The following is a 13781-nucleotide window of genomic DNA, read 5'->3' as shown; positions in this document are numbered from 1 at the left end:
CCGCCATGAAGACCGCTGCCGAACTGGGCCTTCCCGCGGATTTCGATTTCACCGATCCCGAGTTGTACGGGAACCGGATGCCCCATGAAGAGTTCGCCACCCTGCGTCGCGAAGCTCCCGTCTGGTGGAACCCGCAACCGCGCACCGTCGGCGGGTTCACCGACGACGGGTATTGGGTGATCACCAAACACCATGATGTACGGGAGGTTTCACTACACACCGATATCTTCTCATCGGGCCGCAAGGGTGCCATTCCCCGCCTTGAGGATCACATCAGCCCCGAAGAGTTCCAGGCCACGCTGTCGGTCCTCATCAACAAGGACGCCCCCGAGCACACCCAACTTCGCGGATTGGTGTCGCGCATGTTCACGCCGCGCTCCATCGCAGCGCTGCGTATCACCCTGGAGGAGCGTGCCGAGCGAATCGTGCAGGCGGCACTGGACGGCGGGCATGGCGAGTTCGTCCGCGAGGTGGCCAGCGAGCTGCCAATGCAGGCCATCGCCGAATTGATCGGCGTCCCAGAGGAAGACCGCGTCAAGCTCTTCGAGTGGAGCAACCAGATGACGGGGTATGACGAGGCCGATGTCGAGGTCGACCCGCGTATCGGCGCCGCGCAGATCCTCGGATACTGCTATCAGCTCGCCGAACAGCGTCGCGACTGTCCCGGGAACGACGTGGTGTCCCGCCTGCTGGCCGGCACGGTGGACGGTGAGCAGCTCACTCCCGAACAGTTCGGCTTTTTCGTCGTGATGCTGTCGGTGGCGGGCAACGAAACCACCCGGAACGCAACCACCATGGGCATGATGGCGTTCCTGGAACACCCCGACCAGTGGGAGCTGTTCAAGACCGGCCGTCCCGCTACCGCGGTTGACGAGATTGTCCGGTACACCTCGCCGCTGATCTCACAACAGCGAACTGCGCTGCAGGACACCATGATCGGCGGCGTACCCATCGCGGCGGGCGAACGGGTGGTGATGCTCTATCCGTCCGCCAACTTCGACGAGGAAGTCTTCGAGAACCCGCATACCTTCGACATCACGCGCGACCCCAACCCCCATCTGGGTTTCGGTGGCACGGGTGCGCACTACTGTCTGGGCGCCAACTTGGCGAAGGTTGAGCTGGAGATCATCTTCAACAAGATCGCTGACCGAATGCCGGACATCTCGCGCATCGGGGATGCGCCCCGATTCCATTCGGGGTGGATCAACGGCATCAAGAAGTTCGACACGGCGTACTGTCCTCGGTCTGATCGTCCGGCGAGAAACGCCCGAACCGCACAAACATCAGGGTGAACAGGGCAAGCACGGAACATCGAAAGGCCACCTCGGTCCCGGTCCACTGCGTTGAGCGCCACATCTGGAACCACTCACCGCCGATCACGATGAACCCTCCAAAGAACTGCACGATCACCATCAACAACCCTGCCGTGGACACTGCCCGCGCCTGGGATGTACGGCCCCACAACCATTGCCACACGCTCACCAGAAGTACGAGGCCCGCAAGCGCCTCCCACACGATGATGAGGCAGTAGGTCACGGTCTGCGCCGCCGGCGAACGAACCGCGCGCCACATGATGTCGACATCGAGTCCCTGACCGGCCGGTTGGCCAAAGTTGGTGGTATCCATGGCGAGAACATGACGAACGAACGCCTCATTGGTGTGGAAGTCAGTGATGTTTCCGAACGCCACCACAAGCATGTACAACGCCATCAACCCCACGAGCACGGTGCAGACCATCCGGGCGGTACCAAGCCTTGCTAGTACAGCCCCCACGCGATGAATCAACAAACCTCCTCGGCGAGCGTCACCGCAGGGTCGCTATTGCCCGAAGCGCCGGTTCCTCGCGGCGTAATCGCGCAGTGCGCGCAGGAAATCCACCCGCCGGAACTCTGGCCAGTACGCGTCGGTGAACCACATCTCGGAATAGGCACTCTGCCAGAGCAGGAAGCCGGACAACCGCTGCTCCCCCGATGTGCGGATCACCAGGTCTGGATCCGGCTGCCCTGAGGTGTACAGGTTCTCGGAGATGCCCTCAACAGTCACCGCCTGCACCAGCTGCTCGGCAGTGGCGCCGTTGGCGAGCTCCTTGTTCAGCAGGGTGCGCACCGCGTCGGTGATCTCCTGCCGGCCGCCGTAGCCGACCGCGACGTTGACATGGAAGCGAGCATCCGAAGGGGCGGACTTCACGGCCTGGCGCATACGTTCGGCCACTTCGTCGGGCAGCAGATCGAGGTCACCGACGCTACGCACACTCCACCGGTTCTGCGGAGCGCACAGCTCCTCGACCACATCGGTGATGATCTCCAGCAGCTCCCCGAGTTGCTCCGGGTCACGCGTCAGATTTTCCGCCGACAGCAGGTACACAGTGGCCATCTCGACGCCGGCATCCTCACACCAGCCGAGCATCTCACCGATCTTGCGGGCGCCCATCCGGTATCCGTGGCTGACATCGGTGTACCCCGCCGACCGTGCCCAACGACGGTTTCCGTCACACAGGACAGCGATATGCCGAGGTTTCGACGCCTTGGCCAGCTCCTGACGGAGCCGCATTTCGTAAAGCTTGTACAGCGGTTCCTTCAGCGTCGGCGGGATGATCTCCACAGACCCAGCCTAGCGAGCCAGTCGCGCACCGGAGCAGCAGATATCGATCTGCACAGAACGTTCACAATCACCGTCCAGACAAGAAGGGATACTGTGACGCATGCAGACCGATGAGTCTCCTGCACCCGAAGCACCCACCGCTGAACTCTCCATCCCGATGGCCGCACTGGTCGGCGGCATCGAGACCCTGCCGATCAAACCCAAGGCGCGCGGCTGGATCCATTTCTACGCCTGCGTCATCGCGATCGTCACGGGGATTGTGCTGGTATCCGTCGCGTGGTCGGTGCGCTCACCAAAGGCCGGCCTCGCGACCGCCATCTACAGCCTGACCGTGCTGGGCGTGTTCGGAGTCAGCGCCGCGTATCACCGGGTGAACTGGAAATCGCCGACCACCCGCACCTGGATGAAACGCCTCGATCACTCGATGATCTTCGTGTTCATCGCGGGCAGCTACACGCCCTTCGCGATGCTCGCGATGCCGCGGTCTGAGGGCAATCTGGTGCTGGCCATCGTGTGGGGTGGCGCACTCGCCGGGGTGATCCTGAAGATGTGTTGGCCGACGGCTCCGCGTTGGGTGGGAGTGCCGCTGTACCTGCTGCTCGGCTGGGTCGCTGTCGGCTTCTTCCCGACGCTGCTCCAGGGCGCCGGAGTGCCCGCGGTGGTGCTGCTGATCGTCGGCGGCGCCCTCTACAGCATCGGCGCCATCCTGTACGCCGCGAAGTGGCCAAACCCGTGGCCGCTGCACTTCGGGCACCACGAGTTCTTCCATGCCGCGACGGTCATCGCCGCGACATGTCACTACATCGCGGTCTGGTTCGCCGTCTTCTCGTGACGGCTCCTCACGCGAGCGCCGCCTGAACCGTGGCGAAGTTCCGGACAACGGATTCGGCGTCGTCGGCAGCCATCGTGTGGACGACGCGGCCGAGGGCCGATTCCTCGTCACTCGTCAGGGGCACCCCGTCCGCGGTTTTCCCGACGATCGAACTCACCTGTCGGACCCAAGCCTGGAGCAGAAGGATGCGCTGCCTGCAGTAATCGGCATAGCCGGCGTCGTAGTGGTCCCCCAGGTGGATCCGGGCCGAGTTCAGGTGCTCGTCAAAGTAGGCCGCACTCGCGGCGTGCGCGATCCCCCGCGCACGCGAGTCGTTCGGCTGTGGCCGGTTCCCGTCGATCCAGCCACGCACCGCCGCGATGATCGGGCTGAGCGCCGCACGCTGCGCCACGCTCAGCCCGCTCTCGAAATCGAACTGCCGGACCGTATCGCCGACGAGGTCAAGGGCCCCCTTGAGCTCGTCGGCGTTCACGTCGACCGGGCGTTGCGGGTCCAGCATCTGCATCGTCCTGGTGAAGACGAAGACTCGCTGCAGATAGCTGTACAGGAAGCCCAGCCCTTCGAGCTGGTCGCGTGCAGAGGCAATCATGCGGCGAACATACAGCGCCGCAAGCGGTCTAGAGCTGCTTGATGTCGTCCTGGGTCCAGAAGGCCCGCATCGAGGTGATCTTGCCGTTGTCGTCGAAGGTCATCACGTCGATGGGCGCGATGACCATGCCGCCGTTCGCGTGCTTGATGGTCAGCTCGAAGTTGAACGCGGCCTCGTTGTTCGTGGCCCGCACCAGCTTCAGCTCGCCGTGACGGTCCAGCGGCTCGATGGTGGCGTAGAAACCCTGGATCGCCTCACGGCCCTTGAGGACGTCGGCGCCCAGCGGATCCTCCACGGTCGCGTCATCGGCGTACAGGTCGGCGATCTGCGCTGCGGTGCCCGAGGTGAGCAGATCGCAGTAGCTCTGGACGACGGCGAGAACTTGTTCGCGGGTTACGGTCATGCCCCGGACGCTACCTACCCAACGCGGCGTCTAATTGTGCGGTCCCGGTGACCGGGAGGTCGCAGACGGTGCCCCGGCACACATAGGCCGCGTCGGCGTCGTTGATCTGCCCCCTGTCGCGCAGTAGCTCGCTCGAATCCTTAACCCCACCAACCACAATCGCACCACCGGGGGCGGACAGCCGGGCCCGTCGCAGCAACGCGGAGGCCTCCGCGTCGCAGGCCACCGCCACCTGGATCGGTCCGCGGACCGCGGCTTCGGCCACAGCCAGCCAATGGCCGGCCGACCGTGGTGCGCGCGCCAGTGCCATGGATGCCGCCGACAGCGAGGCCTGTGCGGCGCCTCGGTACCGTGCCTCCTCCAGCAGATAGCCGGCGGTAAGCAAGGCTTCTGTCACCGAGGACGCCCCGGACGGGGTCGCACCATCAAGCGGATCGCTCGGACGCAGCACCAGCTGCTCGGCATCGTCGGCGACATCGAACCAGGCGCCGGGCGATTCCGGATCGGCGAAATGGTCCAGGGCGGTGTCCAGCAGCTGTGCGGCAGCCTCGCGCCAACGCCATTGGCCGGTAACCTGATACAGCGAGAGCAGGCCCGTCGCGAGTGTGCCGTAATCCTCCAGCACACCGTCACCGTCCGATACCTGACCTCCCAGGCTCGCACGCCGCAGCCGCCCGTCACGCACATGCAGCTCCAACAGTGCGGCGGCACACCCACCCGCCGCGTCCAGCAGATCATCGCGGTCCAGGGCGATCGAGGCTTCCACGAGCGCGGTGATCGTCAGCCCATTCCAGGCGGTGACGGCCTTGTCGTCGCGGCCGGGTTGCACTCGTCGCGATCGCTCCGCCAGCAGCGCCCCGCGTACACGTCGCCACCGATCCACGTCTGCATCGCCTTCGGGGTCACGCAGCAGCTGCAGCACCGAGCTGCCGTGCTCAAAGGTTCCCGTCGGCGTCACTTCGAAAAGTGTTGCGGCCCAAGCGCCATCCTCGGTGCCCAGAACCTCGGCAAGATGCTCGGGTGTCCACACATAGGTGGAGCCTTCGGAGCCGTCGGCGTCGGCATCCAGCGACGAGACGAACAAATCCCCCACCCGCAGCTCGTTCAGCAGGAAATCGGCCGTCTCCGAGGCGATCCGACGTGCCAGCGCGTCGCCGGTGCGGCGCGCCCAATGCGCATAGACGCGCAGCAGGAGTGCGTTGTCGTACAGCATCTTCTCGAAGTGCGGCACCACCCAGGCGGCGTCCACGCTGTACCGCGCGAACCCTCCGGCCAGCTGGTCGTAGATGCCACCGCGCGCCATCGCCGTCGCGGTCCGGGCCACCACACCGAGCACCGCGGCGTCCCCGGTTCGTTCGTATCCGCGCAGCAGCGCCTCCAACAGAGACGACGGCGGAAACTTCGGCGCCCCACCGAAACCTCCGAAGCGCATGTCCTCGGCGGGCAGGATCGCGGCGATGGCGGCATCGCACAACGCGATGTCCACACCCGGCCCCGCGGGTAGGCGGCCCGACATCTCTTGCAGCTGTCCGGTGATGCTCGACGCGGCCTCTTCCACCTCATCGCGGCGTTGGTCCCAGGCCTCGCGCACAGCCGAAAGCAGCTGCAGAAAACCCTGTTTCGGATAGTAGGTGCCGGTGTAGAACGGCCGGCCGTCCGGGGTCAGGAAGCATGTCATGGGCCATCCGCCCTGGCCGTTCATCGCGACGGTCGCGTTCATGTAGACGGCATCCAGATCGGGACGCTCTTCCCGATCGACCTTGATGTTGACGAACCCGGCATTCATGACGGCGGCCACCTCGTCGTCCTCGAAGGACTCGTGGGCCATCACATGACACCAATGGCAGGCCGCGTACCCGACCGACAGCAGGATCGGCACGTCACGAGATTGTGCTTCCTGCAACGCTTCCGGCGTCCACTGCTGCCAGTGCACCGGGTTGTCGACATGCTGGCGCAGGTATGGGCTGGTCGCCTCGCCGAGCCGGTTAACGGTCATCGCCCCGCTGATCGGTGGAATCCGAGGGAGTCTCGGGTTTGTCGGCCGACGTTCCCACCGTGCCATCGTCGACGGCCTGATCGGGCTCGGGATGTTCCGGATCGAACGTCTCCGGCAGCTTGCGCAGATGCGCGTTCATCGACCGGATCAGAAAGAAGGTGCCCACCAGCAGCAGCACCACCACTGTCAAACCGAAGGGGCCGGCCTTACCGAAGTCCGGCCCGACGTTGGTCGGGCTCTTCTCGTCGGCGAGCACCAGCACGGTGTGCATCAACATCATTTGGTTTCAACTCCTGCGAACAAATCGTCCTCGGGGGTGCTCGTCGGCACCCGTGACCTCGCGAGCTCGAAGTCCTCGGTGGGCCACAGTCGCCGCTCGAACTCGCGAGGCACTGCGAAAAAGCTACTGTCCGGCGGGATCTGCGACGCGTGCGCACGCAACGCCGCGTCCCGGGCGTCGAAGAAGTCCGCGCAGGGCACCCTGGTGGTCACCCGGCGGTCGAAGGTGTCGTCATCGGCCGGCCAGCGCTCGAGCCATTCATCGAACGGGCCCTTGTATCCGTGTTTCTTGCACTCATCGTTGAGCAACTGCATACGCGCCCGCATGAACCCATGGTTGTAGTAGATCTTGCTGACGGTCCACGGCTCGCCTGCCTCGGGGAACTGTTCCGGGTCGGCCGCGGCGTCGAAGGCCGCCATCGACACCTCGTGGCACCGAATGTGATCCGGGTGCGGATAGCCGCCGTTCTCGTCGTAGGTCGTCATGACGTGGGGGCGAAATTCTCGGATCACCGCGACCAGCTTGGCGATCGGCTCCTCGATGGGCACCAGTGCAAACGAATCCGATGGCAAGGGCGGCAGCGGGTCGCCCTGCGGCAGTCCGGAGTCCACGTAGCCGAGCCAGCGGTGTTGCACGCCGAGCTCGGCAGCGGCCTTGGCCATCTCCTCGCGGCGGATGGTCCCGATGTTCGCGGCAACCTCGGGACGGTCCATGGCCGGGTTGAGAATGTCGCCGCGCTCACCACCGGTGAGGGTCACCACCATGACGTCATTGCCCTCGGCGGCGTACCGCGCACTGGTGGCAGCTCCCTTACTGGCCTCGTCATCGGGGTGGGCGTGCACCGCCATCAATCGCAATCCGGTCACCCGTGCGCCCGCCTCTTTCTGTCAGCCATCACTGCTCTCGCGCCCCCATCGTTTCATCTCGGGTATACCCGTCATACCGTTGACCCGTGCAGCGACCAGAGGACCGTTACGGCACCAAGCCCGCCAAGCCCCACCGCGGCCGCTGGATCGCCATCGGACTGACCGCATTGGTCATCGTGGCGGGGGTCGCGATCGCCGCGATCGGATATAGCCGCTTGGGACCCGGGGACGTCAAGGGCGAACTTTCCGCCTACAAGCTCGTCGACTCCTCGACGGTCTCCGTCACCGCCTCCGTGGAACGCAAAGACCCGTCCAAACCCGCCGTCTGCATCCTGCGCGCACGATCCATCGACGGCAGCGAGACCGGCCGGCGCGAGGTGCTGGTGCCACCGTCGTCGGAACGATCCGTACCGGTCACAGCCCTGGTGAAGTCGACGCGACCCCCGGTGACCGGAGACGTTTACGGCTGCAGCCTGGCGGTTCCGGTGTATCTGGTCGCATCCTGACCTAAAACCTGCCGCCATCGGCCCCACGGAACCACACCCGGTGCCATCAGACAGACGTCGGCAACGTTCACATCGGGCAAACCTCCACCAAAAATAGGCTGAACATCACAGCGACAGTGGTATGCTGGGCGGATACACGGATCCCTGCTGGGACCGTGTATTGCTGCATTTTGGAGAGTCAAGCCCCCAGGATGACCGAGCAATGCACCCGACCCGGCACCCGATAGATGAGCGCCAGTGGACGTTGCTGGCCTGAGGCAAGGAGTACCTGCACCATGACCGACACCCAGGTGACCTGGCTGACCCAGGAATCACATGATCGGCTCAAGGCGGAACTCGACCAACTGATCGCCAACCGCCCCGTCATCGCCGCCGAGATCAACGAGCGCCGCGAAGAGGGAGACCTGCGCGAGAACGGTGGCTACCACGCCGCCCGCGAAGAACAGGGCCAGCAAGAGGCGCGCATCCGTCAGCTGCAGGAACTGCTCAACAACGCCAAGGTCGGTGAAGCGCCGACCCAGTCCGGTGTCGCGCTGCCCGGTTCCGTCGTCAAGGTCTACTACGACGGCGACAAGGGCGACACCGAGACCTTCCTCATCGCCACCCGCCAGGAGGGTGTCAAGGACGGCAAGCTCGAGGTGTACTCCCCCAGCTCCCCACTCGGTGGCGCACTGATCGACGCCAAGGTCGGCGAGACCCGCAGCTACACGGTGCCCAATGGCACCGAGGTGCAGGTCACGCTGGTCAGCGCCGAGCCGTACCACGAGTAATTTTTCGATTAGTTCTTCGATCGAGTGCGAGCCTCACGCGGAAATCTGAGCCGAAATCCGCGTGAGGCTCGCGCTCGTTGTGGGTTTGGCGGCATTCCTGAGCGCCTCATCAACACGCGCGACCACAGTGCCCGCCCGATGGCGCAGCATGTCGGCACTCACATGCACGATCACCCAACCCTCGGCCGCCAATTCCGACGCCCGATCGATGTCACGAGATCGTTGGCGCGCATCCAACCAGTGCTGGGCTCCGTCGAATTCCACGCCGACCTTCAGCTCCTCCCACCCCATGTCGATGCGCGCGACGAAGTCGCCGTAGCGGTTGAACACCTGGATCTGCGTCCGCGGCCGCGGTAAGCCCGATCTCACCAAGAGCAGCCGCGTTCTGGTCTCCTGCGGCGATTCGGAACCACCGTCCACCAGATTCAAGGTGTCTGCCAAACGTGCCAGGCCGCGCACTCCTTTGTGCACGTCCATCACTGCCGCGATCTCGGTGGTCGCCACGCCGGTGGCCGCCATCAGAGCGTCTATCCGCTCGACGGCAGCAGACTCCGGCAACCATCGACCCAGGTCGAAGGCCGTCCGGGCAGCACTAGTAACGGCAAGACCCTTGACCTGCGCAATCTCGTTGTCCATCAGTACATCCCGATGGACTCGTAAACCCGCGGCGGTCTTATGGTGACGATGGATCACGTCTACCGTCGCGCCTGCGGCGACCCATTTGGCGCCGTAGACGGCCGAAGCCGCGACCCCGGCGATGACACCGCCACGTTCCGTCCATAACCATGCCGCGTGTGCGCGCTGCGTCGCGCTTACCTCGGCATCACGCGGGACATAGATGCTCGGATACAGCTGGCGATATCGGGTGCGTAGGTGGTGCTCGGTCATCGCGCCGGTGGAAAGCATCTCGGTTGAGCGGAACGGCCACAGAATCTCCCCCATGGCTCGCAGCATCACACCGGCGACCGACATCCACCGCACCCGACGCCGAGTGCGAGCCTGACGCGGAAAACGGGGCCGAAAGCCGCGTCAGGCTCGCACTCGATCGGCAAGAGGGGTGCGGAGCTAACGCTCTTCTTGAACCGTCAGGCCGGCCGCGACGATTGCGTCGAGGACGGCCTGACGGTGTTCTGGCCCCCGTGTCTCGACGGTCGCCAGTACATCCACCTCGCCCAGACGCAGACGCTCGCTGTTACGCCAGTGCGTGACGTCGACGACGCTGGCGCCCGAGGACCGGAAAACATCCAACAGACCCGAAAGCCCGCCGGGTGCGTCGGCGACGGTCACCCGCACCGTCAGGTAGCGCCCAGCCGCCCGTAGACCATGGGTGATGACGTGGGTGAGCAGCAGCGGGTCGATGTTTCCGCCCGAGAGCACCGCACACACCGGGCCGGTGAGTCCCAGCTCTTCCGCGGACAGGGTGAGCAACGCGGCTACCGCGGCAGCCCCGGCGGGTTCCACCACCAGCTTGGCCCGCTCCAGGCAGAGCAGCAGCCCGCGCGATAACGCCTCCTCGCTGACGGTGACCACATCGTCAACCAATGCGGCCACATGCTCGAAGGGCACCGCTCCGGGCTTACCCACCGCGATGCCGTCGGCCATGGTGTCCATCGACTCCAATGCCACCGGGTGCCCGGCTTTCAGCGACACCGGGAAGGCGGCGGCACCGGCGGCCTGCACCGCGACGATCCGCACCTCCGGCCGCGCCGCCTTGACCACTGCGGCGACGCCCGCGACGAGGCCGCCGCCGCCCGCGGGCACCACGATGGTGCCTACCTCAGGGAGCTGCTGCAGGATCTCGAGTCCGACGGTGGCCTGCCCGGCGACGACATCGCGATGGTCGAAGGGATGAATGAGTACCGCGCCGGTTTCCGCTGCGAACTCCGTCGCGGCCACCAGCGCCTCATCGATGGTGCTGCCCGTGAGGTGCACGGTTGCGCCGTAGGAGCGGGTCGCGACGATCTTGGGTAACGCCGCCCCCACCGGCATGAACACCGTCGACGGGATAGCCAGCGTGGTCGCCGCCCAGGCCACGCCCTGAGCGTGGTTACCCGCGCTGGCCGCCACCACCCCGTTCACCCGTTGGTCGTCGGGCAGCAGACTGATCCGGTTATAGGCGCCGCGCGGTTTGAAAGATCCTGTGCGTTGCAGGTTTTCGCACTTGAGGCGTACCTCATGCCCGCAGCGGTCACTGAGCGCACGGAAGGCCACCATCGGTGTGCGTCGGATCACAGGGGCGAGCCGCTCGGCCACCTCCTGGATCTCCTGGACCGTTACCAAACCCGTTGCTCCCGCTGACTCTGTCGCCATGCCAGGCATCATGTCACCTGTTCTGCCGCTATTGTCCCCTCATGCCACAGATTGCGGAGGACCTCCTGCTTCTGTTGCTGAACAATGCCTCGGGACGGCCGCTGCTGGACAAGAATCGGCGCGCGCAGGCTCTAGCTGCCGCGATCGTGTTGGATCTTGCTCTGGCGCAACGCGTTCGACCGGCAACACACGGTGAGCCCTCGAAGGCCGGCAATCTGCTCGTACTGCAGGCTCCCGATATCGGGGATCCGGTGCTCGATCGGGCGATACACCGGCTGCGACGACGGCCGATGAGCCCGGCCGAGGCGATCACCAAAGTGGGCCGCGGAGTGAACTCGCAGATGCTGCACCGGCTGGAGATCACCGGCGATATTCACACCGTCCGGATGGGTAGCCGACTGTTCCCCGAGAAGTACTGGCCTGTGACCAACAACGAGCGCGCCAACGCCGTACGTCAGGGCGTCACGGATGTGTTGTTCCACTACGCACCACCCGCGCCGAGTACCGCCGCCATCATCGCAGTGCTACACGGGGTCAACGGATTCGACGCGATCTTGAGCCTGGACCCAATCGGCAGGCAGCAGGTGTCTCGGTGGTCGCAAACGATTGCCGACGGCGGATGGGCTGCCCAGACCCGTGACAATCGCGGTCCTGCGGTCAATCTCGCAGTGACCGCCGCGGTGATCTCGGCGGCCCTGCATTCAATGAACCATTGCGTTTAGCGCAAGGCGTGTTCGAGATCCCCGATCAGGTCGCCGACCTCTTCGATGCCCACCGAGAGACGCACCAGATCTTCCGGCACCTCCAGCAGTGATCCGGCAGTCGACGCGTGCGTCATGGCACCGGGATGCTCGATCAGCGACTCAACGCCGCCCAAGGATTCAGCCAGAATGAAAAGCTCTGTTCGCGAGCACAAGTCGAGTGCGGCCTGGCGTCCTCCGGCGAGCCGCACGCTGATCATTCCGCCGAATGCACGCATCTGCTTGGCGGCCACCGCATGCCCGGGATGGCTGTCCAGCCCCGGGTAGATGGTGTGCGCCACCGCGGAGTGGCCGGCCAAGAACTCGGCCACCGCTTGCGCGTTCTCACTGTGCCGCTGCATCCGCAATGCCAAGGTCTTGATGCCCCGATAGGTCAGGTAGGCATCGAACGGGCCCGGCACGGCGCCCGCCCCGTTCTGCAGGAAAGCGAACGCGGTGTCCAACTCCTCGTCGTTGGTGAGCAACGCACCACCCACGACATCGGAGTGTCCGCCAATGTATTTGGTGGTGGAGTGCAACACGATGTCAGCGCCGAGATTCAGCGGCTGCTGCAGCGCGGGCGAGGCGAAGGTGTTGTCCACCAACAGCTTCACCGAATGCTCTGCCGCCACCTGCGCGACCGCCGCGATATCGGCGATGCTCAGCAGCGGGTTGGTGGGCGTCTCCAACCAGATCAGCTTGGTGTTGGGGGTGATCGCCGCACGAATGGCGTCGACATCGGCCACCGGCACGGGGGTATGACCAATCCCCCACTGCGAGAACACCTTGTCGATGAGCCGGAAGGTGCCGCCGTAGGCGTCGTTGGGGATGATCAGGTGATCGCCGGGACGCAGCAGCGCACGCAGGACGCAGTCGGTGGCCGCCATCCCCGATGAGAATGCCCTGCCGAAGTGGGCGTCCTCCAATGCCGCCAGCGAGGACTCGAGAACCGCGCGCGTGGGATTACCCGTGCGTGCGTACTCGAAGCCTCCGCGCAGCTGACCGACGCCATCCTGGGCGAAGGTCGAGCTGGCGTAAATCGGCACGTTGACCGCGCCGGTCTGCGGATCGGCATGGAAACCACCGTGGATGGCCCTTGTGGAAAACCCTTGCCACCGAGACGCGTCGGCGGCGCTGCGCTGCTCACTCATCGGGTCCGAGCCTATACCGGACCGGTGGGTGTGAGACAGCCCAGCGCCGCCTGACGATTAGTTCTTACTTGGGAACGACGACGGTCTTCACTAGCATGTCGGCGATCGTCTGACGCTTCGCGGTGAAGAGCGGCAGCAGGAAGCCGATGTAACAGATGACAGCATCGAGGAAGTGCGCGATCTGACGCACCACGGACATGCCGAATCCGATGGGCTGACCGGTGGTCTCGCTCAGCACCTTGATGCCGAGCACTCCCTTACCGATGGTCGAGCCGGTGTCACCCTGCTTCTTCAGATTCCAGAGCCAGAAGGCAAGCGCCGCGATACCGAAGATGGTGACCGCAGCCATGCCGAGGCCGGTGAAGCTGTAGACCTCGGCGTCCTCGCCATAGGACATGCCATTCATGGAATCGTTGTTGTAGACGCTTGACGAGAAGCTCTGCTTTTCGGCGGTGGCCATGGCGATGCCGTATCCGATCCAGTACAGGACCGCGACAATCCCGTTGTCGATCAGAGCAGCGCCAACACGCTTGATCCAGATCTCAAAATTGCTACCCGGCAGGGCCGGCGCACCGGCGGCAGGAGGAGGCGGCGGGTAAGCGCCCGGATCCTGCGGCGGGGGCGGTGGAACTTCGGTCACGATTGTCCTCCAGTTCGTATGACACGCATCAGCGTCGACCAACAGAGCACATTACGCGTCCAGCGTTTCCACAGGTTGGCTTCCGCGAAACGATTTG

At 64.9% G+C, this 13781-nt stretch carries 16 protein-coding genes and 1 pseudogene; 6 read left to right on the top strand and 11 right to left on the bottom strand.

From position 1 onward, the window contains the following. Window positions 1-5 precede the first annotated feature (5 nt). Window positions 6-1292: a cytochrome P450 gene (locus B4393_RS00995; RefSeq protein ID WP_078332571.1), complete on the top strand. Its 1287-nt coding sequence runs from the start codon at window positions 6-8 to the stop codon at window positions 1290-1292. Here B4393_RS00995 and B4393_RS00990 read toward each other — a convergent pair. Both B4393_RS00990 and B4393_RS00985 read right to left on the bottom strand, forming a co-directional pair. Continuing rightward, entirely contained in the window at window positions 1213-1737 is a 525-nt protein-coding gene (locus B4393_RS00990; protein WP_078332570.1) for a DUF2165 domain-containing protein, read from the bottom strand. The genes B4393_RS00995 and B4393_RS00990 overlap by 80 nt on opposite strands. Window positions 1738-1818: 81 nt before the next feature. Continuing rightward, window positions 1819-2601, bottom strand: a complete 783-nt coding sequence (locus B4393_RS00985; RefSeq protein ID WP_070936199.1) for a (2Z,6E)-farnesyl diphosphate synthase — start codon at window positions 2599-2601, stop codon at window positions 1819-1821. Window positions 2602-2701: 100 nt separating this feature from the next. On the opposite strand from B4393_RS00985, the gene trhA reads away from it, so the two are divergent. Beyond that, window positions 2702-3433 (top strand): PAQR family membrane homeostasis protein TrhA, encoded by a 732-nt coding sequence (gene trhA, locus B4393_RS00980; RefSeq protein WP_078332569.1) that lies wholly within the window; start codon window positions 2702-2704, stop codon window positions 3431-3433. A 7-nt stretch (window positions 3434-3440) separates the two neighbouring features. On the opposite strand, the gene B4393_RS00975 is transcribed toward trhA, so the two are convergent. Genes B4393_RS00975 through mca form a run of 5 tightly spaced genes read right to left on the bottom strand, consistent with a single transcriptional unit; the run spans window position 3441 to window position 7567 of the window. Then, window positions 3441-4022 (bottom strand): hypothetical protein, encoded by a 582-nt coding sequence (locus tag B4393_RS00975; protein WP_070936204.1) that lies wholly within the window; start codon window positions 4020-4022, stop codon window positions 3441-3443. A gap of 28 nt (window positions 4023-4050) precedes the next feature. Then, complete coding sequence (locus B4393_RS00970) at window positions 4051-4425, bottom strand: nuclear transport factor 2 family protein (RefSeq protein WP_070936206.1); 375 nt, start codon at window positions 4423-4425, stop codon at window positions 4051-4053. A gap of 10 nt (window positions 4426-4435) precedes the next feature. Next, window positions 4436-6421, bottom strand: a complete 1986-nt coding sequence (locus tag B4393_RS00965) for a thioredoxin domain-containing protein (protein ID WP_078332568.1) — start codon at window positions 6419-6421, stop codon at window positions 4436-4438. After that, window positions 6411-6701, bottom strand: a complete 291-nt coding sequence (locus B4393_RS00960) for a hypothetical protein (RefSeq protein WP_078332567.1) — start codon at window positions 6699-6701, stop codon at window positions 6411-6413. Before B4393_RS00960 ends, B4393_RS00965 begins: the two co-directional genes overlap by 11 nt. Next, a complete protein-coding gene (gene mca, locus B4393_RS00955) occupies window positions 6698-7567 on the bottom strand; it encodes a mycothiol conjugate amidase Mca (RefSeq protein WP_078332566.1) in 870 nt (289 codons plus the stop codon). The genes B4393_RS00960 and mca overlap by 4 nt, the downstream gene beginning before the upstream one ends. 86 nt (window positions 7568-7653) lie before the next feature. Between mca and B4393_RS00950 the strand changes: the two genes are divergently transcribed. Beyond that, window positions 7654-8073, top strand: a complete 420-nt coding sequence (locus B4393_RS00950) for a DUF4307 domain-containing protein (protein ID WP_078279021.1) — start codon at window positions 7654-7656, stop codon at window positions 8071-8073. A 275-nt stretch (window positions 8074-8348) separates the two neighbouring features. After that, entirely contained in the window at window positions 8349-8843 is a 495-nt protein-coding gene (gene greA, locus B4393_RS00945; RefSeq protein WP_005059312.1) for a transcription elongation factor GreA, read from the top strand. A 33-nt stretch (window positions 8844-8876) separates the two neighbouring features. Here the strand turns inward: greA and B4393_RS00940 are convergent, their stop codons facing one another. Together B4393_RS00940 and ilvA are read right to left on the bottom strand one after the other, a co-directional pair. Beyond that, window positions 8877-9815: an endonuclease domain-containing protein gene (locus tag B4393_RS00940; RefSeq protein WP_078332565.1), complete on the bottom strand. Its 939-nt coding sequence runs from the start codon at window positions 9813-9815 to the stop codon at window positions 8877-8879. A gap of 93 nt (window positions 9816-9908) precedes the next feature. Further along, complete coding sequence (gene ilvA, locus B4393_RS00935) at window positions 9909-11057, bottom strand: threonine ammonia-lyase (protein ID WP_236743086.1); 1149 nt, start codon at window positions 11055-11057, stop codon at window positions 9909-9911. On the opposite strand from ilvA, the pseudogene B4393_RS28010 reads away from it, so the two are divergent. Next, window positions 11019-11234 (top strand): annotated as a pseudogene (locus B4393_RS28010) (hypothetical protein). The gene ilvA and the pseudogene B4393_RS28010 sit on opposite strands and share 39 nt — an antisense overlap. Continuing rightward, the gene (locus tag B4393_RS00930; RefSeq protein WP_078279025.1) at window positions 11195-11875 is read left to right on the top strand and encodes a GOLPH3/VPS74 family protein; all 681 of its coding nucleotides are present in this window, start codon (window positions 11195-11197) and stop codon (window positions 11873-11875) included. Before B4393_RS28010 ends, B4393_RS00930 begins: the two are co-directional and overlap by 40 nt. Here the strand turns inward: B4393_RS00930 and B4393_RS00925 are convergent. Together B4393_RS00925 and B4393_RS00920 are read right to left on the bottom strand one after the other, a co-directional pair. Beyond that, a complete protein-coding gene (locus tag B4393_RS00925; protein ID WP_078332563.1) occupies window positions 11872-13044 on the bottom strand; it encodes a cystathionine gamma-synthase in 1173 nt (390 codons plus the stop codon). The genes B4393_RS00930 and B4393_RS00925 overlap by 4 nt on opposite strands. A gap of 64 nt (window positions 13045-13108) precedes the next feature. Continuing rightward, a complete protein-coding gene (locus tag B4393_RS00920) occupies window positions 13109-13684 on the bottom strand; it encodes an RDD family protein (RefSeq protein WP_078332562.1) in 576 nt (191 codons plus the stop codon). Window positions 13685-13781: the final 97 nt, after the last annotated feature.

The organism is Mycobacteroides franklinii (genome assembly GCF_002013895.1).
Taxonomy (GTDB): domain Bacteria; phylum Actinomycetota; class Actinomycetes; order Mycobacteriales; family Mycobacteriaceae; genus Mycobacterium; species Mycobacterium franklinii.
Note: the sequence above shows the minus strand (reverse complement) of the source record. Positions and strands in the feature narration are given on the sequence as shown.